This is a genomic window from Paenibacillus camerounensis (assembly GCF_000723885.1).
Classification (GTDB): Bacteria; Bacillota; Bacilli; order Paenibacillales; family Paenibacillaceae; genus Paenibacillus_AQ; species Paenibacillus_AQ camerounensis.
In genome coordinates this window covers 1-19,978 of record NZ_CCDG010000002.1, presented here as the reverse complement: position 1 = coordinate 19,978, position 19,978 = coordinate 1, and the positions used below count along the sequence as shown (strand labels likewise).

Below are 19,978 nucleotides of genomic sequence, written 5' to 3'. Positions count from 1 at the left end.
ATTATGAAATTGACTCCAAAATACACTTATACTAAAAAAAGAATGTGATGGTGCTGCAGGCTGACCGATAAATATGCCGGGTGAAAAATGTTGTGCGGCCTATATCGCAGCCGGATGAAAATTGCCTGCATGATGAACTGTTGAGGGCCTTATTGGTTCTTAAACAGCTCTTTCTCAACTGCTGCACCCATCTCACGGGAACGTTCAGCACAGCGGTTCACTGCGGAGATGACAGTTTCGAAGAAATCACCCTTTTCGAGTGCTTCAATTGCCGCTTGGGTGGAGCCGTTAGGTGAAGTAACCTTCTTGCGCAGGGATGCCGGATCTTCGCCGGTCTGCTGCACCATACGTGCCGCCCCCAGTACACTTTGTACGGTCAGCTCCGAGCTCTGCTCAGGCGTCAAGCCGCCGCGGATGCCTGCGGCAGTCATAGCTTCCATCATGTAATAGATGTAGGCAGGCCCGCTGCCGGAGATGCCCGTGAGAATCTCCATCCGTTCTTCTTCAATAACGGAAGTGATGCCGACTGATTCAAAAATATTCAGTCCCAGACGGCGGCCGGATTCATCTACTTCCTTGGAGAAGGCGATGCCTGTCGCGCCGAGACCGATTGTGCTTGAGGTGTTCGGCATGGTGCGTACGACCGGCTGTTGTGTGCCGAGCAGACCCTGGATCGTGCGGATAGTAATTCCGGCAATGACAGACACGATAATCTGTTCCGGCGACAGCAGAGGGGCAAGCCCGCGTAGTGCTTCAGCAGCATCCTTCGGTTTCATTGCCAGGACAATGACCTGGGCATTCTTGAGGATCTCCGTTTTTTGCTGCGGGTCGTTGCTGGCTTGTACGCCGTAACGGCTGCGCAGCTCGGCAAGCCGCTCAGTGCTGCTGCGATTGAGCATAGTGATGCTATCCGAGGCAATAACGCTGCGGGCGATCATACCCCGTACAATGGCCTCTGCCATCGAGCCTGCCCCGTAAAAGACAATCTGTTCCTTGATAAGCGGAGTGGAAGGTTGCTGACACATGTATGAGTCCCCCTAAAAGTTTTGTGAGCTTAACCTCACTGAATAATCTGCGTACAAAACTCGCTCCGTAAGCATAGCCTTAAGTTTTGTGAGCTTAACCTCACTGAATGATCTGCGTACAAAACTCGCTTTGTAAGCATAGCCTTAAGTTTTGTGAGCTTAACCTCACTGAAGGTTATCCCCGGATCTGGCCGGTTCCGCGGATTTTATATTTGCAGGAAGTGAGTGCAGGCAGCCCCATAGGTCCGCGCGCATGCAGCTTTTGGGTGCTGATGCCGATTTCGGCGCCGAAGCCGAATTCAAAGCCGTCGGTGAACCGGGTTGAGGCATTATGGTACACTGCTGCAGCATCTACCTCCTGCAGGAACCGGGCAGCGTGCTCTGCATTTTCAGTAACAATACATTCGGAATGCCTGGTGCTATATTCGTCAATGTGTCTCAGCGCCTCGTCCAGTCCGCTGACGATCCGGATATTGAGAATGTAATCATTATATTCGGTTGCAAAATCCTCTAAGGTTACTGGTACTGCCCAAGGAATCAGGGCTACTGTTTCCGGACAGCCGCGCAGCTCAACATTTACTTTGCGGAAGGCTTCTCCAAGCGCAGATAAATGCTCAGCGGCGAAGTCACGGTGGACGAGCAGGGTTTCCATAGCGTTACAGACGGACGGACGCTGGGCTTTGGCATTAAGGCTGATCTGTTCGGCCATTTCAGGGTCGCTGCCTTTATCCAGATAAGTATGGCATATGCCTGCCCCGGTTTCAATTACTGGCACAGTGGCATTAAGCACAACGTTTTGGATCAAGGAGCTGCCCCCGCGCGGAATGATTACATCCAGCAGCCCGTTAAGCTTCAGCATCTCGTCAACAGAAGAACGGTTCGGATCTTCAATCAGCTGGATGGCGTCAGCGGGTAACGAGGTTTGGGCCAGTGCCTTGTGCAGTACTTCAACGATCCTGCGGTTAGAGGAGAGGGCAGAGGAGCCGCCGCGCAGCACTACTGCATTGCCTGTCTTTAGGCAAAGTCCGGCAGCATCTACCGTCACGTTCGGGCGGGCCTCATAAATGATGCCGATGACCCCGAGCGGAACACGGATTTTTTCGATGGATAAACCGTTCGGGCGCTCAAAGGCCTCGAGTGTATCTCCAATCGGATCGGGCAGATCGGTAATCTGCTGTAAGCCTTCCGCAATGCCGTTGATCCGGCTGACATCCAGAGCCAGACGGTCGAGCATGGATTCAGGAGTTCCTGCCTTACGCCCGCGTTCCAGATCATCCGCATTAGCAGCAATTATTGACTCAGCTTCCTGCCGCAGTGCAGCAGCCATAGCAAGCAGAGCCTCATTCTTCTGATCTGTAGTTAGCCCTGCCAGTACTCCTGTAGTTTGTTTTGCCAGCGATGCTTTTTTTACAACTTCACTCATAATGTTCCCTCCTGGAAAGTGGTCTATGTTAAATAATCACATTCATTCAGATGACGGCTTTATGAATTGTGCTGCCTGCCCGGCTAACGCAGCGTGATCCATTCATCCCGGTGGATAACCTCGAGCCGGTGGACTTCGCCGAGCCTTGGAACAATCTCCCGGCTGGGCAGACCCTGTATACTGCGAAGCTGGGCGTCATCATAGTTGACGATTCCCCGTCCCAGCAAGGCCCCGTCCGGCCCAAGAACCTCCACGACATCACCGGAGTGAAAGCTTCCCTCAATCCGTTTGACGCCGACCGGCAGAAGGCTGTGTCCTCCGTGCAGCAGGGCCTCGACCGCTCCTTCATCCACATACAGGGAGCCGAGCGGTGTCGACATAAAGCCGAGCCATTGTTTTTTGACCGGCAGGGACGAGAGGGTGGTGTCAAAATAAGTGCCCTTTCCGTTTCCTGCCGCAGCCAGCCCCAGATCTCCGGGTTCGGATGCACGTCCAATGAAGACCGGCACACCGCCGCGGGTGGCAATTTTGGCGGCGTCAATCTTGGAGCGCATTCCTCCAGTGCCGACACTGGAGCCGGCTCCGCCTGCATAGGCATAAATTTCAGGTGTTATCTCCTGTATTCGGCTGAAGCGGATGGCCTCAGGGTTTTTACGAGGGTCTCCGCTGTACAGTCCGTCCATATCGGTCAGCACAAGAAGGTGCGAGGCTTTGAGCAGATTGGCAACCAGCGCCGACAGGGTATCATTATCCCCGAATTTGAGCTCATCGACTGATACCGTATCATTTTCGTTAAATACCGGGACGGCACCCTGTCTGAGCAGCTCCTCAACTGTCATCATGGCATTATTCATCGCCCGGCGGCTGCAGAAATCTGTGCGGGTCAGCAGGATTTGCGCGGTAGGCAGGCCATGCTGTGCAAAAGCCTCCTGATACGCCTGCATCAGCATCACCTGTCCGACTGCAGCGGCAGCCTGCTTCTCGTGAAGCAGCTTCGGCCGGGAAGGATAACCTATTCCGCGAAATCCGGCAGCCACTGCCCCGGAGGTTACCAGCAGCACCTCGCAGCCGTCCTGCCGCAGTGCGGCAAGCTCAGCGGCAAAGAAGGCTACGGCTTCGCGGTTTAAGCCGCCTTCAGGTCCGGTCAGTGAGCTGCTGCCGATTTTGACTACAATACGTATCGCCACTTTATCTTCACTTCCCCTTTATAAGTAAACAACAGAAAACGACAAAAAGCCCCCATCCTAAGACTGCGCAAAGGACGAAAGCATGGTTAACTTCCGCGGTACCACCTTCATTGATGAGGGATCATCCGACTTCATTCTCGTAACGGGAGTATCCGTCCTGCAGGGGCAGGCCGCTCGGGGGTAGGTTTCGGAAATATCAACCGCGGTAAATTCTCTCAGCCTTCCGGAATTTACTCTCTGCTCACGGATATAGTATTTCTTACTGGTCCCGTCTGCACGTTTCACTATTTGACAATTAGAATACCATGGCAGTGTACGGTTTGCAAAGGGAGTTCTCAGGAATATTTTTATGCGTTGCCGCATCAGCGGAATATGATGTTTATCTCCGGGCGGATCGGGTAAAGTATTACTAATCTGTTACCAGGAGGTGCATCCACTTGAGTAAAGACAGCAAGGTCGCGCAGGAACAGACGGAAAATGCCAAAGAGGCGGCGGAGTTTCAGAATCAGGCCATCCGGGATTTTGTTGAGGAACGGGCAGCGGACTCCAAAACCAGAGGACCGGTTGATGAGAGCACAGCCCGTATGCCGGATAACCAGAACAGGATGATTACCCAGCATAACCGGCAGATGTAACGATGATGTATGTGCAGACCAGGATAATAACCGGTTGACGTAAATGTGCCAGAAGAATATATGTACAGCACAAAGGCTGCCGGACTTCCGCTGATGAGCGAAGGTCCGGCAGCCTTTCCTCGTGTCCGCCGTCTTAGCTTGAAGAGCTTTATACTTCTGCAAGCCCGGCAACCGTATTTTTGAACGTTTCAATAAATACCTCCGCAGCCTTGGATAAATGGCGGCCCCTGCGGTAGGCAATGACCAGCGTGCGGCTTGGCACCGGCTCAGCCAAAGGCAGGTAGACGGGAACAAATTCGCTGCGCGGTGCGCGGGCGATGAAATGGGGCACCAGCGTAACGCCCATTCCTGTTGCAACCAGAGATTGTATGGTCTCCATATTGTTGCTCTGGAACACAACCTGCGGCTCAAAGCCGGCTTTCCGGCAGAGCTCCATGGTCATTTTGCGGAAGCCCTGGCCTTCCTTCAGGACGATGAACGGTTCGTCCTTCAGCTCCTCAAGTGATGTCCGGATCCCTGCGGCTTTGCGTGACGCCAGCGGGTGGTCAGGCGGAACAGCCAGGTCAATCCGTTCCTCTCCAAGCACTTCATAAGCCAGTGTCGGAATTTCCAGCGGGAGGGACAGCAGGCTGAGATCCGTCTGGCCGCCTGCAGTCAGCTTCTCAAGATTCATAGAAGAATCCTCAAGCAGTGAAATCTCAACCTCGCTGTAATTCTGCTTGAATACAGGCAGAACATGGGGCAGAAGATGCGCGCCGGTAATCGGCATGCTCCCGACAACGACGCGTCCTGTACGCAGCTGTGAAATATCGGACATCTCCTGGCGCAGCAGCTCAACCGCACTTAGAATCACTTCTGCCTGCTCCACAAACCGCTCTCCGGCATGGGTCAGCTCGACTGAGCTTGTGTTGCGCTGAAACAGCATTACGCCGAGCTCCTTCTCCAGCTTGGACAGCTGCTGGCTGAGTGAAGGCTGGGCTACATGCAGCTTCTCGGCGGCCCGCGAGAAGTTGCGCTCCGCTGCTATTTGCAGTGCGTACTGCAATTGTCTTAATTCCATAATCGTACCCCTTGTATACTTATAATACTTATAAGTATAGCCTATAAGTGGTCTTTTTAATATACCTGTAGGAGTAAGAAGACCCCGTAAGGAGGTCTCTTACTTCATTTCAGCAAGCGCTTTATCCATCTCTGCTTCATTGGCCTTTACAGAATTGCCTTCAACGGTATCAGTGCCGCGGAAGATATTCGAGATATTGTGTGAGAAGCCGGAAGCAAATGCCCTAACCGGTTCCCCGTCAGAATGAATATTTTCAACTACAGCAGCTTTAAAAAGATTAACCAGCATGTACTCGGCATCCTCAATATGCGCCAGATAATTACCGGCATTATACTCCTCTACAATCTGGGACTCAAAGTCCTGCAATTCCTCGGGAGAAGGGGAGTAATTGTTAGCTAAGACTAGAACGGCGTCGGCTTTTTGGGCGGATTCCGTGTCAGACTGGGCGATCTGCTTAATTGCGGATTCCCAGCTGACGGATGGGTTGCCGGCCGCCTGATCTGCCGGAGTATCAGTAGCCGCTGTATGCTGTGCTTGCTGAGTGGCAGACGGAACCGTCAGGTCATCCGGTTTATTCCTTGCCGCAATCTGGCCGACAATGCTCCCCAGGAGAACTACAACCACCCAGAACAGCCAGCTCTTATAAAATGGTTTCTTCATGTCCTTCCTCCTAAATCTGTCTAATGTTATGTGTTAACTAATTCTATCAGAATGGATAGTGAATTCAAAAAGTGCCCTTTAACTGCTTATAAGCGCAGGCTATTAGTTTTATAGAAATCATATCTTGGAATAATAAACATGGTGATGTTATATTTAGAGCATTCAAGAGAGACTCCACGCTCTCTTCCAATGAACGATTCTACTAATGAGGTGAAATCATGAGCAACAAGACAATGTTTGAGAAAATCTGGGACAATCACGTTATTCATTCTGAAGAAGGCAAGCCGAGCATCATTTATATCGATCTGCATCTGGTGCATGAGGTTACTTCCCCGCAGGCTTTTGAAGGCCTCCGCCTGAGCGGCCGCAAGGTCCGCCGTCCGGAGCTTACCTTTGCAACGATGGACCACAATGTTCCAACTAAGGACCGTTTTAATATTAAGGACCCGATCTCTAAGCAGCAGATTGACACATTGTCGCAGAACTGCCGCGATTTTGGCGTCAGACTGTTTGACCTGAATGATATTGACCAAGGGGTCGTACACGTTATGGGGCCGGAAATCGGCCTGACCCACCCGGGCAAAACGATTGTCTGCGGAGACAGCCACACCTCGACACACGGTGCTTTCGGTGCTCTGGCCTTCGGTATCGGTACGAGTGAAGTTGAGCATGTGCTCGCTACACAGTGTCTGCAGCAGTCCAAAGCCAAGACGATGGAAGTCCGCTTTACCGGCAGCCGCAATCCAGGCGTTACAGCCAAGGATATGATTCTCGGCGTTATCGCCAAATACGGCACCGACTTTGCAACCGGATATGTTATCGAGTACACCGGCGAAGCAATCCGCGAGCTGTCGATGGAAGAGCGCATGACCGTCTGCAACATGTCGATTGAAGGCGGTGCGAGAGCAGGACTGATTGCTCCGGATGACACAACCTTCGAATATCTGCGCGGACGTGAATATGTACCCCAAGGTGAAGCTTTTGACGCTGCTGTCGCTGTATGGAGAACACTGGTGAGCGATGAAGGCGCACAATATGACACAGTTGTTGAGTTCGATGTTGAGACATTGATCCCGCAGGTAACCTGGGGCACAAGCCCGGGTATGGGTACGGACATCAGCTCAAGCGTGCCTAATCCGGCGGATTTCACAACCGAAAATGAACGTAAAGCTGCTGAAAAGGCGCTTGAATATATGGATCTGGCACCAGGCACCCCGATATCCGAAATCGGCATTGATTATGTCTTTATCGGCTCCTGCACCAACGGCCGGATTGAAGATCTGCGCGCTGCTGCACAGGTAGCCAAAGGCCACAAGGTATCTGACAAAGTTACTGCAATTGTAGTTCCCGGCTCCGGACGCGTCAAAATGCAGGCGGAGAAGGAAGGTCTCGACAAAGTATTCACTGAAGCAGGCTTTGAATGGCGTGAAGCGGGCTGCAGCATGTGCCTGGCGATGAACCCTGACGTTCTCCAGCCCGGACAGCGCTGTGCCTCGACCTCTAACCGTAACTTTGAAGGCCGCCAGGGACGCGGAGGACGTACGCACCTTGTATCGCCTGCAATGGCCGCTGCCGCTGCCATCAAAGGCCGGTTTACTGATGTACGTGACTGGAATTACAAGACGGAAGCCGTCAACGCATAGAAACTTTGAGAGAGAGCGGGAGGAAATAACAATATGGAAGCCTTCAAAAAAATAAACGGAATTGTTGCCCCGGTTGACCGGGTAAATGTTGATACAGATGCTATTATTCCAAAGCAGTTCCTGAAGCGGATTGAGCGGACCGGCTTCGGCCAGTTCCTCTTCTACGAATGGCGTTTTGATGAAGAAGGCAATGATAATCCTGCCTTTGAAATGAATAAGCCGCGTTACGAGGGAGCATCCGTGCTGATCTCACGCGCTAATTTCGGATGCGGCTCCTCCCGGGAGCATGCACCTTGGGCTATTATGGATTACGGCTTCAGAGTAGTTATTGCACCGTCCTATGCCGACATTTTCTATAATAACTGCTTCAAGAACGGCATCCTGCCGATTAAGCTGACAGAAGCCCAGGTGGATGATCTCTTTATCCGCACAGCAGAGCACCAAGGCTACAAGCTGAATGTGGATCTGGAGAATAACACGCTGAGCGATGATTTCGGACTGAGCATCAGCTTCGAGCTTGATGAGCACCGCCGCCAGTTCCTCCTCCAGGGTCTGGATGACATCGGGCTGACCCTCAAGCATGCCGATGAGATCTCAGCGTATGAAGAACGTCATGCGGCCAAGCTGTTCGCCAGATAAAGACAGCAGAATCCTTAAACTTTACAAATTTTACACAAAACTTCTATTTCCGTGTACCGGAGATAGAAGTTTTTTTGCTATAATCGATATATTCATTGCCTGTGCAGGCAACTTTTGGGGATTTCTGTCGTCTAATCTTTATCTGTGTTTTTAGTAGTAACTATTATTTGCCAAAAGGGAGAGTAAGGGATGAGAAAAGCCGGACAACGTGTATTATTACTATTGCTGCTGCCATTGCTTCTGCTGTCCTTCGCCGGCCGGGAAGCTGCCGCAGCCGGCAGCGGAGCCGGCAGGATCATTATGGACAATCAGGAGCTGTCGCTGCCTCAGGGAATCAGGCTTGAAAACGTAAATGGAAGCGTTATGATTCCGATCCGGGTCGTTGTCGAAAATCTGGGATTCGAGGTGCTGTGGGAGCAGAAGTCGAAGAAGGTGACCGTACAGCAGGACGGCAAGACCGTTCAGCTGGCCGTCGGCAGCAAAACTGCAGAAGCTGACGGAGTGACCCTGACGCTTAATGCGGCTCCCAAACAGAACGGGGGAACGGTGCTTGTACCGATCCGCTTCGTCAGTGAGCAATTCGGCTTGAAGGTGGGCTGGGATAACAGTGATAAAACCGTCTATCTGAGCGGCGGAGAGGCCGGGAGCAGCGTGCCGTCCGCAGACCCGCTCCCGGCGGTGACAGCTGCTCCTCAGCCTATAGCAACAGCAACTCCTCAGCCGGCAGCTTCACCGTCTGCTGTCCCTGCCCCGACAGCGGCAACAGGACAGGATGATGACATTACTGCCGGTCCGGCCTCGACCCCAATTCCCGGCAGCGCCGGAAATGTAGCTGTTACACAGCAGGTATTGGGTGCGGTATTCAGTGAGAACCGCCTGATTGTAGCCGCAGCTGGAGGCGCGAAGCCTTCGGTGTCAAGGCTCAGCGGCCCGGACAGAATTATTGTGGATTTTGCCGGTGCATCCTTTGCTGCTGATTTCGTAGGCAGCCTGCCAGGCGTTGCACCGAACGGTACGCCGCAGGGCAAGCTTGATGTCACCGGGTATCCGCTCGTTACAGAGGTAAGATATGCGCTGTTCAGCACCAGTCCTTCGACTGTCCGGTTTGTCATCCAGACAGCCGGAAATCAGCCGTATCAGCTGAGCACAGATGATACTACCGGGCTTGTAACGATTGATCTGAATGCGGTAAACAGCGGAACCAGCCCGGCTTCCGGTACGGGAAGCTTAGGCAAACCTGTCGTGGTACTGGATGCCGGACACGGCGGTAAGCAGCCTGGAGCAGTAAGCCCTAACGGTAAGCTGGAGAAGGATGTTAATTTTGCAGTTGCGAACAAAGTCGGCGCACTGCTTGCCCAGGACGGAAAAGTAGAAGTTGTATATACACGGACTACCGACCTTACTCTTGGACTTGCGGACCGGGTGAAGATTGCCGAGGCCGCCAGGGCCAGTCTGTTCATATCGTTTCATGGCAACTCCCTTGATGTAACCTATCCCAACCGGGAGAAGATTAACGGGAGTGAAACCTATTATTCGCGTACCGAGAGCCTGCCGCTGGCCCAGATTCTGCATAAGCATCTGGTAGCAGGAACCGGCTTCAAGGATAACGGGGTCCGCAGTAAAAGCCTTCATGTTACCCGTGAGACTACCATGCCTGCGGTACTCCTGGAGATCGGTTATCTGACCAATCCCGGAAATGAAGCTGCCATGTATACTGAGACGCTGCAAAATAATCTGGCAAAAGAGCTTGTTGCCGGAATCTATGAATATCTCGGGCTGTAAAGGAAGATTTGCTTGACAGTTTGGGAGGAAAACGGACGTAATCTGGAATTAATTCGCAACTTTTGAGCTGCCGGGGCGTCTAATCATTGTCGAAGGTTGTCAGTGGCCAGGTCATCATGAACGCCATTATCTGGCGGAATACTAGATTCTTAGAGGTGAAAGATGAAGAAATTTGCTTTTACGCTGTTGCTGATGCTCTTTGTACTGGTGTTGCCGGAGCATGGACAGGCTGCTGCCGCAAACAACAAGATTTTTCTCGACGGAAAGGAACTGACTGCTGGTCAGAATGCTCCGGTCGAGAATGTGGGCGGTTCCGTAATGGTGCCGCTGAGAATGATCTCCGAAAACCTCGGCTACAAGGTGGACTGGGATCAGAGCAGCAAGACGGTTACAATCAGCCAGCAGCTGACAACCATTAAGCTGGTTATAGACCAGACTGCGGCTTCTGTGGATGATAAGACTGTTGTTCTCGCTAACGCCCCGCTTAACCGTAACGGTACCACCCTGGTGCCTATCCGGTTTATAAGTGAGCAGTTCGGGCTGACTGTCAGCTGGGACAACACACAGAAGACTGTAACCCTTATTACCCCTGAAACCGGCGGAAATAACACCGGCTCTGAGGGCGGCTCAACTGTAGTTGTTCCCCCTACTGAACCTGCGAAGAACCTGACAATGGTGAACGGAATCAGCTTCAATGAGAACCGGCTGACCATAGCCATGGAGGGAAATGCGGTACCTAAGGTATCCAAGGTGGGCGGACCGGACCGGATTGTAATTGATCTGGAAAACGCGACCTTCTCCGATCTGTTCGGAACCGGGCAGGTACTGGACCCGAACCTTAACGGCAGTCTTGCCGTGACAGGTTATCCGGATGTTACTGCAGTGCGTTATTCGCTGTACAGTACAAGCCCTTATACAGTGCGTTTTGTAATTGATACGACCAGCTCCAAGAATTATTCGGTTGAGGTTTCAGGCGATACCTCGAGGCTGGTTGTTGTTGATCTGAATGCAGTTGTTACTGACAATCCGTCAACCCAGCCAGGTAACAACGGCCGGAAGCTGGTTGTTCTGGATGCCGGACACGGAGCCAAGGATTCGGGGGCTGTCGGAGTGACCGGCAAATACGAAAAAAACTTCAATCTGGCTATCGTGCTTAAAACAGCCGAGCTGCTGAAAAAAGAAAATAACATTGACGTAGTGCTGACACGCAGCGATGACACCTTCCTTGAATTGAAGGACCGTGCAGCAATTGCTAACAACCTTAATGCAGATTTGTTTATCTCTGTACACGCGAACAGCAGTAATTCATCTTCTGCAAGCGGCACCGAAACATATTACCAGAGAGAATCCAGCAAGGCGCTGGCAAATGTGATGCATAAGTATCTTGTACAGGCTACAGGGCTTAGCGACCGCGGTGTACGGTATGGGAATTTCCACGTCATCCGTGAAACGAAGATGCCGGCGGTGCTTCTTGAAGCAGGATATCTGAGCAACAAAGGCGACGAATCGGCGCTGTTCACAGAATCACTGCAGAATAAGATAGCGGCTGGCATTGTCAGCGGCATTAAGGAATATCTCGGATTGAAATAGCAGCTACGCGGCAGATACGGGCCGCAAAGTCTTGTCCGGCCGGAAGAGGCGGGCTGAACAGGCTTTGCTGTCCTGTCTGCCCATATTCATCTAAAGGGGGTAATGATGTTGAACAAGAAATTAACGTATACAGCAGTTTCGGCTGTGCTTCTGATGGTAATTGCCGGCTGCGGAGATAAACCGACTGCAGCGCCGGCAGCTGAGGCTGCGCCGAGCAGCACTGCAGCTGTAAGCGGAGCGGAAGGAACGGCCGGTAACGGAGCTGACGGGGCAGAAGGAACGGTTACACCATCGGTCGCACCGCAGGCTGAACCAAGTCCTTCTCCGGCTGCAACCGCTGAACCGGCCAAGCCGGAGAAGCAGAGCCAGAGCATTGAAGTATACTTTACCGACCCGCAGCAGCTGGACCTTGTCCCGGCAACAGTTACGATCAGCTTCGGCAACGAGACTGAGAAGTACACAGAAAGCTTCAAGGCGCTGCAAACCAGCAGCACTGCGGATCAGGTAACGCTCTGGGGCGGCATTGAGCTGAAATCGCTTGAGTTCAAAGACGGCCAGGTTACGCTGGATGTTCACAAGCCGGTTGAAGCACAGCTTGGCGCTGGCGGCGAAGCAATGGCTGTCAGTTCTTTGGCAAAGACCTTCTTCCAGTTCAGTGAAGTGAGCTCAATTGAGCTGCTTGTTGACGGTGAGCAGGTGGAGAGCCTGATGGGACATGTGGATCTGGAGCACCCGATAACTAGAGAGAACAGCGGGCTGTAAGCCCTTTGAAGCAGGAAAGATTGCGAACGCTGGCGAATCACTAACTGAATAATATTTGGGAAATAGAGAGGGGAATAACGCATTGTCCGGTCAAAAAAGATCAAAACATACTCTTAGAGCTTATTCTACCCAGGCGGCTTCTGCCGTGCTGGCCGGCGCTATCGCGTTTGGCGGAGCAGGTACGGCATTTGCCGAAACTGCTGCTACTCCGTCCGCTACTTCAACTACAACAACGCAAGCCGCAGCAGCGGCAAGCAGCATTTTCAGCGATGTGAAGACCGGCTTCTGGGCCGAAAAGCATATCTACAAGCTGGCTTCCCAGGGAATCGTAGTCGGCAATAACGGGCTCTTCCGCCCGGGAGACTCTGTTACCCAGCAGGAAGCAGTCCTGATGGCGCTGCGCTTCATGAAATTACAGGACAGCGTAGATAGTGCTACAGATGTAGTACTTCCAACCAATTTTGAAGTTAATAATTACTACAAGCCTTATGTAGTGCTTGCATTCCAGTCAGGTCTGCTGGACAAGACGGCTGAAATGGCTGCAGATAACCTGAAGACCTCCTGGGGAGCGCGTAAAGCTTCACGGGAATGGGTAGCCGAGCTGCTGATCAGGGCCTTGGGCAAAACCTCGCAGGCAGCGGCTGCCGCAGGAGAAACAACCGGATTTGCTGATGATTCGAAGGTGTCCGCCAATAAGCGCGGTTATATTAATGCAGCGGTAGATCTAGGACTGGCTAACGGACTGGACGGCAACCGCTTTGATCCGCAGGGTGCGGTAACCCGTGCACAACTGGCTACCTTTTTCAGCCGGGCTGAAGCTCACAGCACAGTCCAGCCTGACAATACGGTATCCGGGACGGTAAGTGCATTGAAGGACGGAAAGCTTACACTATACAGAGGCGGCTCGAACTCCACTTACAATCTGACGGCGGCGACGGCTTATTTTACAAGTGCATCTGAAACCAGAATCAGCCTGAATGAAATTCAGCCGTATACTAAGGTAACGGTTATCGGGGCGACCTACAACGCGGCATATGTGGAGCTGACAGACCCGGTGCAGCAGATTGAAAGTGTTGAAGGAACCTTTGCCAAAGTTACACCGGGCGTGATCTGGATCGATTCCCCGTCCGGGTATGATCAATACAGCTATGATGAGAATACAGTTTTTGCTGACGTCAATGATGCTGTCATTAATGCTTCCGCGGTTACTGCTGGCAGTAAGATCAAGCTGACACGCGAGACCTACAGCGGTACCCGTAAGGTAGTTAAGCTGCAGGTGACTTCCGGAATTGTAAACAAGACAGCTTCCGGAACGATTCAAAGTATCGATGCGGCAGGCAAAAAAATCACGTTCAAAAATGCTGCTGGTACCATAGAGAGCTTCAGCTGGGAGGATGGAACCACGCTGTTCAGCTCACAGAATGCCGTATTACAGCCTGCTGATCTCAGAACCAATTCGGCTGTGAATTATACGGTAAGAAATAACATACTCACTTCGGTTGAGGTTACTTCTGCTACTGAACGGACTGTACAAGGTTACATTGTAGAGCTTACAGATTCCACCATTGTATATAAAAAGTCCGACGGTACCCGCGAAGTCAAGCTGCTTGCCGCTTCCCCGGCCATTGTTATTCCTAATGTAACGAATCCGGCTGCAGCCGATCTGATTGCCGATACGGTTGGCGGCGACAATGTTCAGCTTACACTGAACAGCAGCGACCAGGTTACAAAAATTGAAGTGACGAGCCGCCAGATCGAGCAGTATACCGGGGCAACGGTTGTCGCTTATAATACCAAAACACAGCTGCTTACCTTCACGGACAGCAGTAATAAAGCTCATGTAGTGCTGCTTAATGCCAGCACAAAGCTTGCTTATGACGGCGCAGCCTCACCTACGCTTGCCGGTATAGCCTCAAGATTAACAGAAGGTCGTAAGGTGGATGTTAACTCTGTCGGAGACCGTGCCTTGTCTGTAGAAAGTACAACCAGGTACAGCGGAACTGTGGCATCTCTGAACGCTACAGCCCGGACACTTGTCTTGAAGCTGACTAACGGCCAGTCAATGACATTGCCTTATCCTTTGACTGTGGATTATTTCGGCAAAGCGGCGGCCAGTATGGCGGATGTGGCAGTTAACAGCCAGGTTACAGCTGTACTAGCCGGTAATCAGGATGTTATCTCTGTGTTGCGTGTCCATAGCGCAGTCCAGCTTGAAATTACCAGCCTGAACAGTGCTGCGAATAAGATGGGTGTAAAATGGTCTGGCGGCACCACTGAGCTGTATACCCTGACCATTCCGATGACGAATGATGCCGGTCAGACAATTACAATCAGTGACCTGAAGGTAGGCGGCTTTATCAATGTGAAATTGGACGGCAGCTCACCAACCTCCATACAGGCGGTTAAGGTAAGCAGCGGTCAGGTAGCAGCGGTAGATGCCGCAGCAGCGACGCTCACTGTTAAGGATTATACCGGAACCTCTCAGACCTTTGCGGCTGCCGGCGGTGTCAGAGTAGTACGTGACGGTGTTACGAATACATCACTTGCCAGTGTAACAACAGCTGACCGGGTGGAGGTGCGAAAGGATTCGGACGGCGTTATTCTGGTCCGTGTGCTGACGCAGCTCAGCAAGGTGTTCTCCCGGATAGAAGCGGGCAGTAACGAGCTGCAGGTCAAACGCTCTAATCTTAACGATCCTTACCGTTATGTACTGGCGCCTAATGTATATATTCATCAAGGTGACACGACTTTATCCGTGCAATCTCTCAAAGAAAATGATAATATTATATTGTATTTTAATAACGATGTTGTAGTTGAAATTGCGAAACAATAATGTTATGGTGGATTTCCGTGTGAAACACCGTCTTGACGCAGAGGAAAGACCGACTGCGTCAGGACGTTTTTTTTGAAATATAAGAATTAGGTATGCTTTTCACTGAATGTATCCTTATATTTCTGCAGATTATGAGAAGGTACGCTCGTATGAATATCTCCGAGTGTAAATACTCCGTGGAGGGGACGCTATGAAAGCAGCAGAGGTCCGCCACATTCTGGATACTATTGGAGACTTATTTCCTGACGCGCATTGTGAGCTGAACCACAAGAACGCCTTCGAGCTGACGATTGCGGTATTGCTGTCAGCCCAATGTACGGACGCAACAGTAAATAAAGTGACAGTGGACCTGTTTCAGAAGTATCAATCCCCGCTGGACTATGTTTCGGTTCCTTTAGAGGAGCTGGAGAATGATATCCGGCGCATCGGATTGTTCCGTAACAAAGCCAAGCATATTCAGAAGCTGTGCTCCATATTGATTGAGCAATACGGCGGAGAAGTGCCGGAGGCGCATGATCAGCTGGTTACCTTGCCGGGCGTCGGGCGGAAGACAGCCAATGTCGTAGTCTCCAATGCGTTCGGAGTTCCGGCTATTGCCGTTGATACTCATGTGGAGCGTGTAGCCAAACGGCTGGCGCTGGCGGGCTGGGATGATTCCGTGCTTGAAGTGGAGAAGAAGCTGATGAAGGCGGTGCCCCGTGAGGAGTGGACCCTTACGCATCACCGGCTGATTTTTTTCGGACGCTATCATTGCAAAGCACAGAATCCGGCATGCCAGGTTTGTCCGCTGCTGGACGTATGCCGGGAAGGTAAAAAACGTATGAAAACCGCAGCAATCAGGAAAACTAAGACTGTGGCGGGAGCAAAAACGAAGTTAGAGATGAAGAAGAGGATGGGATAGAGATGAAGTGCATTTCTGTGTATACCGATAATTTTGAGACTTTCTCCGATATTTTTGACCGTGTAGTTGAAAGTCCGCTTGAAGAAAATGAAGAGCAGGAAGTAGAGGGCATCACCATCAGCCATTCCGGAGATGTGCCTGAGCACTACCTGGAGCGTATGTCCCAGAAGCCTGAGGTTGTCGTTATGAAGGACAAGTCACGCGGTCTGACTATTCTCCAGCACGGTAAAGTATTCGAAATTCTGCTTCCGGTTCTGGAAACAGCTTAATATGGATTTATATGCAGAGCCGGCCCGCAGGGGCCGGCTCTTTTTAAGAATATCCGATTACCGGAAAGGAGGGACGCCATCATGGGAGAAGAAGCTGTGAATAAATTTAACGTAGAGCAGCTTGAGTCATTACAAGCATTGCAGTCAACGATTCGCAAGCTGGAAAGTGCTCTAAGCCAAATGACTGAAAAAGGTACAAACACAACCCTGGTTAAAAAACGGCTCCTGGCTGTGAACGCCGGTTTAGCTGTACTTGAACAGATATGGGAGAAAAAGCCTTATCCCTATACCCCTGAAGAATCAGCTGAAGCCCGTAAAGTTCTGGCCGGATTAATTCTGTCTGTTGAAAGCAGCTATGCCAGATCCAAAGCCGGCAGTCCGCAAAGGACGCTGCTGGAAAGAAGGCTTCGGGCGTTGGAGCTGGCTGTTCAGGCCATTGATAATCTCTCCGCAGCGCAGGCAACAGATCCTGAGTAAACGGTATAACTGCACTTTGTACAGCTATATTCGGCAGAAAAGGCGAAACTGCGCTTTTTACGGAGAAATAAGTGTGTGAAATACAACGATCCGGCAGTGTTGATGAAAAGCGGGCGGTTTAGTTATAACGTACGTTTGCTGATCACGTTCAGGAAGAGTGTGCCTTCAGACGCCGGCGGAAGCCGAAATAGACCATAATGGAAGGGACAAGCAGCATCACACTGAGCGTGACGGCAACAAAGGAAATGTTCTGCATCAGTATATTCTCCCACTGTGTTGCAGACAGGTACAGTAAAGTGAAAGCTCCTGGTGTCAGCATTAGTGCTATAAGAGCTGCTGTACGGCTCTGGCGTACAACTCCGCAATATTTCTCATAAAGGCTCTCACGGTCGGTATGGATAGGAAGCGTCCCCGGTTCTGCCGAGAACATGTGGAGATCTCCTGACGAGCATACATAACTCCACCCGCTGTCCGTGAACAGATTTCTGTACTCCTGTTCTTCAGCCTGCTGCAGCTGCCGTATATCGAGGCAGTAATCGAGCTTATGCTCCGGCCCTTTGCGGACAACGAAACCAAACAGGGTAAAGTGATTCAGGAACCAGCCTTGCGCAGACAATCTGCTCAGCCTGCTCATATCTGTCTCTTCAGCAAAAGCAAGCCCCATCGAAAGCACATACTTCGTCTGCAACCTATTCTTTTTCATGTGAAGCTTCCTCCTTTGATAGATGTAGTGCAGCATTACCGTGCCTTGCCATTCTCAATCTCCGTTCAATCTCAGCGGTAATAACCCATTCACCCTTGGCGGTCAGCTGGTAGGTTTTTCTCCGGTCATCGTCATCCTCGTTCAGTAAAATGTAACCGGTCTTCTGCATCTTTTTGATAAGTGTATATAATGTAGCGGGGCCGATCTTGACTTCTCCATCTGTCAGCTCTTCAATATACTTCATAATGGCATAGCCGTGCCGGGGGACAATTAAGGCTAAAAGAATGTAATAGGCTGAGTCTGTTAATTGCTCTGTCTGCAAGGAATTGGCTCTGGACACTGTTTCACCTCTTTTTTATGGGGGAATAATATATCTCGATTGGATATATCCATTCTTGATATATCTTATATGGATATAATAATTCCATAAAATAACATTGTCAAGCGGAAATGCTGCTGCTATGTGTTTTAAAGTAATAACTTAGGCAACGGAGATTTTGTGGAGGATTATAGCTGATTTTGTAAAAGATGATGATTTGATTTATGGCAGACTGGTGATAAAATGTAAATAATCTTTGGCGTGTTAAATTTTAAATAGCAGATTTTAAAACATTGCACATTGCAGAGATCTGAAGGCTTGAAAGCGGTTATTTCCCTTTAATGGACATGAAATGATCTAAGTACATAGTTATAAGACTGAAGAAATATCTAGGGATACGGCGGAGGTGGGCTTGTGCGGGCAGAACAGACGAAGCTGGAGCAGCAACAGATAAAGGATTTATCGCTATCATCTTTACAAGAGCTGATGGAGCAGTGGGATGAGCAGGAGACGGCCCGTGTAATCGGGGATTTGCAGGTGAAGCGGCAGAAGGGTGAACTTACACTGGCTTTTTGCGGGCATTTCTCTGCGGGTAAATCCAGCATGATCAACAAGCTCTGCGGCAGCGATGTGCTGCCTTCGGGTCCTGTTCCAACCAGTGCAAATGTGGTATCCATCCGCTGCGGAGAGCCGCGTGTAGTGCTGTATCCGGTGCCGGAGAAGCAGGATATTCCGGTCATCCCCTGGGAGACTACGCCTGAGCAGCTGCAGGAATATTGCCGTAACGGCGGGGGGTATTCATCAATCGAAGTGTGGGAACAGGTTCCTGTGCTTGGAGCGCACGGTGTGCTGTTGGATACACCGGGAGTTGATTCAACTGATGACGGCCATCAGGCGGCGACCCGTTCGGCTCTGCATCTGGCTGATGTGGTGTTCTATGTGATGGATTATAACCATGTGCAGTCAGAGAATAATCTGGCCTTTGCCAAGAATCTCAGTGACTGGGGCAAGCCGCTGTATCTCATAGTCAATCAGATCGACAAGCACCGTGAGCGGGAAATTACGATTAAGGAATACAGACAGCAATTGGAAAGCGCTTTCGATGCTTGGGGCATTCAGGCCGCCGGGCTGCTGTTTACTTCCCTAAAGGCGGAGGACCATCCGCTTAATCAGTGGAAGGAGCTGCTGGCGCTGATTGCCGCACTGCTGGAGCGGCGGGAGGAGCTGCTTGAATATAGCCTGTCCAGGTCAGCCCATCATCTTGCAGATACACTGGTAACTGCATATGCGGAAGAGCAGAGTGAACAAAGGGAACGGCTGGAGGAAGAGACAGAGGGGGCGGATGCAGCCCAAATAAAGGCTCTGCTAGAGGCTTTAGCCGGGGAACAGGACACTCTTGCCGGCCTGACGGAAGCGTCGCGTCATCTTCTGCGCAGCAGGCTCGATGCTCTGCTGGCCAACAGTAATCTGATGCCTGCGGATGTCAGGGAGGCAGCCGGAGCTTATGTGGAGAGCCTTGCGCCCGGCTTCCGGCGCGGGCTGCTGTTCACGGCGGCCAAGCGGGAGAAGGAACAGGAGAAGCGCCTTGATGCCTGGCAGGGGCTGCAGAGCCGGGAAATCTCCGGCCAGCTGGACTGGCACCTTCTGCAGGCGGTGCGTGAATGGGCCGAAGGCCTGGACCTCTGGGAGGACGGGGCGGAGGCCCGGCTGAAGGACAGCTTCCCGGCGGTGACCCGCGAGTGGCTCGCGGGCCAGGTGAAGCCGGGAACGTCCGGCAGCGGCGAGGCGCTGCTCAATCTCTGCCGCACGCTTGCGGCAGAGATCAAAGCACAGTACCGCCGCGCTGTGCTCGCCGGCGGCGATGAGCTGCTGGCGAAGCTGCCGCCGCTCATCGGGGAGCGGCGCGGTGCCCTCGCGCGCCGCGAAGCCGCCCTGCTGCGCAAGGCGGATGCCGCCGCTGCGCTTGCGGCACTTGACCGCGCGGCCGACGCCCGGGCGGTCAAGTGCTTGCGGCGCTGCTGCCGCAGCGCCGCGCCCTCACCCCCGGCTCCCTGCCGGAGGTGAGGGCAA

Annotated in this window: 18 protein-coding genes; 11 read left to right on the top strand and 7 right to left on the bottom strand. The window is 51.9% G+C overall.

Going from position 1 to position 19,978, the window contains the following annotated elements; translation table 11 throughout:
* Positions 1–149: 149 nt before the first annotated feature.
* From proC to proB, 3 genes are all read right to left on the bottom strand, one after another.
* The gene (gene proC / locus BN3772_RS00265; protein WP_042195448.1) at positions 150–1,025 is read right to left on the bottom strand and encodes a pyrroline-5-carboxylate reductase; all 876 of its coding nucleotides are present in this window, start codon (positions 1,023–1,025) and stop codon (positions 150–152) included.
* Positions 1,026–1,200: 175 nt separating this feature from the next.
* Positions 1,201–2,448 carry a glutamate-5-semialdehyde dehydrogenase gene (locus tag BN3772_RS00260; RefSeq protein WP_042195446.1) on the bottom strand — a complete coding sequence of 416 codons (1,248 nt, stop codon included), beginning with the start codon at positions 2,446–2,448 and terminating at the stop codon, positions 1,201–1,203.
* 83 nt (positions 2,449–2,531) lie between these two features.
* The gene (gene proB / locus BN3772_RS00255; RefSeq protein ID WP_042178113.1) at positions 2,532–3,635 is read right to left on the bottom strand and encodes a glutamate 5-kinase; all 1,104 of its coding nucleotides are present in this window, start codon (positions 3,633–3,635) and stop codon (positions 2,532–2,534) included.
* A 437-nt stretch (positions 3,636–4,072) separates the two neighbouring features.
* On the opposite strand from proB, the gene BN3772_RS00250 reads away from it, so the two are divergent.
* Positions 4,073–4,270, top strand: a complete 198-nt coding sequence (locus BN3772_RS00250; protein WP_042195443.1) for a hypothetical protein — start codon at positions 4,073–4,075, stop codon at positions 4,268–4,270.
* Between the two features lie 148 nt (positions 4,271–4,418).
* On the opposite strand, the gene BN3772_RS00245 is transcribed toward BN3772_RS00250, so the two are convergent.
* Together BN3772_RS00245 and BN3772_RS00240 are read right to left on the bottom strand one after the other, a co-directional pair.
* A complete protein-coding gene (locus BN3772_RS00245; RefSeq protein WP_042195440.1) occupies positions 4,419–5,330 on the bottom strand; it encodes a LysR family transcriptional regulator in 912 nt (303 codons plus the stop codon).
* A 99-nt stretch (positions 5,331–5,429) separates the two neighbouring features.
* On the bottom strand, positions 5,430–5,990 hold the full coding sequence (locus BN3772_RS00240) for a hypothetical protein (protein WP_052380309.1): 561 nt from the start codon (positions 5,988–5,990) through the stop codon (positions 5,430–5,432).
* A gap of 218 nt (positions 5,991–6,208) precedes the next feature.
* Between BN3772_RS00240 and leuC the strand changes: the two genes are divergently transcribed.
* From leuC to BN3772_RS00195, 9 genes are all read left to right on the top strand, one after another.
* Entirely contained in the window at positions 6,209–7,633 is a 1,425-nt protein-coding gene (gene leuC, locus BN3772_RS00235; protein WP_042195438.1) for a 3-isopropylmalate dehydratase large subunit, read from the top strand.
* Positions 7,634–7,666: 33 nt separating this feature from the next.
* On the top strand, positions 7,667–8,272 hold the full coding sequence (leuD, locus tag BN3772_RS00230) for a 3-isopropylmalate dehydratase small subunit (protein WP_042195436.1): 606 nt from the start codon (positions 7,667–7,669) through the stop codon (positions 8,270–8,272).
* 189 nt (positions 8,273–8,461) lie between these two features.
* Positions 8,462–10,054, top strand: a complete 1,593-nt coding sequence (locus BN3772_RS00225) for an N-acetylmuramoyl-L-alanine amidase family protein (RefSeq protein WP_042195434.1) — start codon at positions 8,462–8,464, stop codon at positions 10,052–10,054.
* A 162-nt stretch (positions 10,055–10,216) separates the two neighbouring features.
* Complete coding sequence (locus BN3772_RS00220; protein ID WP_042195432.1) at positions 10,217–11,644, top strand: N-acetylmuramoyl-L-alanine amidase; 1,428 nt, start codon at positions 10,217–10,219, stop codon at positions 11,642–11,644.
* 108 nt (positions 11,645–11,752) lie between these two features.
* The gene (locus tag BN3772_RS00215) at positions 11,753–12,406 is read left to right on the top strand and encodes a GerMN domain-containing protein (RefSeq protein ID WP_042195453.1); all 654 of its coding nucleotides are present in this window, start codon (positions 11,753–11,755) and stop codon (positions 12,404–12,406) included.
* An 82-nt stretch (positions 12,407–12,488) separates the two neighbouring features.
* Positions 12,489–15,239, top strand: coding sequence for an S-layer homology domain-containing protein (locus BN3772_RS00210; protein ID WP_042195430.1), 2,751 nt, complete (start codon positions 12,489–12,491; stop codon positions 15,237–15,239).
* A gap of 190 nt (positions 15,240–15,429) precedes the next feature.
* A complete protein-coding gene (gene nth, locus BN3772_RS00205; protein ID WP_042195427.1) occupies positions 15,430–16,140 on the top strand; it encodes an endonuclease III in 711 nt (236 codons plus the stop codon).
* A 2-nt stretch (positions 16,141–16,142) separates the two neighbouring features.
* Positions 16,143–16,409 (top strand): hypothetical protein, encoded by a 267-nt coding sequence (locus BN3772_RS00200; RefSeq protein WP_042178089.1) that lies wholly within the window; start codon positions 16,143–16,145, stop codon positions 16,407–16,409.
* A gap of 81 nt (positions 16,410–16,490) precedes the next feature.
* A complete protein-coding gene (locus BN3772_RS00195) occupies positions 16,491–16,886 on the top strand; it encodes a hypothetical protein (RefSeq protein WP_042195425.1) in 396 nt (131 codons plus the stop codon).
* Positions 16,887–17,034: 148 nt separating this feature from the next.
* On the opposite strand, the gene BN3772_RS00190 is transcribed toward BN3772_RS00195, so the two are convergent.
* Complete coding sequence (locus BN3772_RS00190) at positions 17,035–17,589, bottom strand: DUF2812 domain-containing protein (protein ID WP_052380306.1); 555 nt, start codon at positions 17,587–17,589, stop codon at positions 17,035–17,037.
* On the bottom strand, positions 17,576–17,929 hold the full coding sequence (locus BN3772_RS00185; protein WP_042195422.1) for a PadR family transcriptional regulator: 354 nt from the start codon (positions 17,927–17,929) through the stop codon (positions 17,576–17,578). Before BN3772_RS00185 ends, BN3772_RS00190 begins: the two co-directional genes overlap by 14 nt.
* A 393-nt stretch (positions 17,930–18,322) precedes the next feature.
* Between BN3772_RS00185 and BN3772_RS00180 the strand changes: the two genes are divergently transcribed.
* Positions 18,323–19,972 carry a dynamin family protein gene (locus tag BN3772_RS00180; RefSeq protein ID WP_052380305.1) on the top strand — a complete coding sequence of 550 codons (1,650 nt, stop codon included), beginning with the start codon at positions 18,323–18,325 and terminating at the stop codon, positions 19,970–19,972.
* The last annotated feature ends 6 nt before the right edge of the window (positions 19,973–19,978 follow it).

What these genes read in the sequence shown, in the direction of transcription:
- BN3772_RS00220 (WP_042195432.1), top strand. Translation starts at nt 10,217, where the DNA reads ATGAAGAAATTTGCTTTTACGCTGTTGCTGATGCTCTTTGTACTGGTG.
- BN3772_RS00245 (WP_042195440.1), bottom strand. Translation starts at nt 5,330, where the DNA reads ATGGAATTAAGACAATTGCAGTACGCACTGCAAATAGCAGCGGAGCGC.
- BN3772_RS00260 (WP_042195446.1), bottom strand. Translation starts at nt 2,448, where the DNA reads ATGAGTGAAGTTGTAAAAAAAGCATCGCTGGCAAAACAAACTACAGGA.
- BN3772_RS00190 (WP_052380306.1), bottom strand. Translation starts at nt 17,589, where the DNA reads ATGAAAAAGAATAGGTTGCAGACGAAGTATGTGCTTTCGATGGGGCTT.
- leuC (WP_042195438.1), top strand. Translation starts at nt 6,209, where the DNA reads ATGAGCAACAAGACAATGTTTGAGAAAATCTGGGACAATCACGTTATT.
- proC (WP_042195448.1), bottom strand. Translation starts at nt 1,025, where the DNA reads ATGTGTCAGCAACCTTCCACTCCGCTTATCAAGGAACAGATTGTCTTT.
- BN3772_RS00195 (WP_042195425.1), top strand. Translation starts at nt 16,491, where the DNA reads ATGGGAGAAGAAGCTGTGAATAAATTTAACGTAGAGCAGCTTGAGTCA.
- nth (WP_042195427.1), top strand. Translation starts at nt 15,430, where the DNA reads ATGAAAGCAGCAGAGGTCCGCCACATTCTGGATACTATTGGAGACTTA.
- BN3772_RS00200 (WP_042178089.1), top strand. Translation starts at nt 16,143, where the DNA reads ATGAAGTGCATTTCTGTGTATACCGATAATTTTGAGACTTTCTCCGAT.
- leuD (WP_042195436.1), top strand. Translation starts at nt 7,667, where the DNA reads ATGGAAGCCTTCAAAAAAATAAACGGAATTGTTGCCCCGGTTGACCGG.
- BN3772_RS00240 (WP_052380309.1), bottom strand. Translation starts at nt 5,990, where the DNA reads ATGAAGAAACCATTTTATAAGAGCTGGCTGTTCTGGGTGGTTGTAGTT.
- BN3772_RS00225 (WP_042195434.1), top strand. Translation starts at nt 8,462, where the DNA reads ATGAGAAAAGCCGGACAACGTGTATTATTACTATTGCTGCTGCCATTG.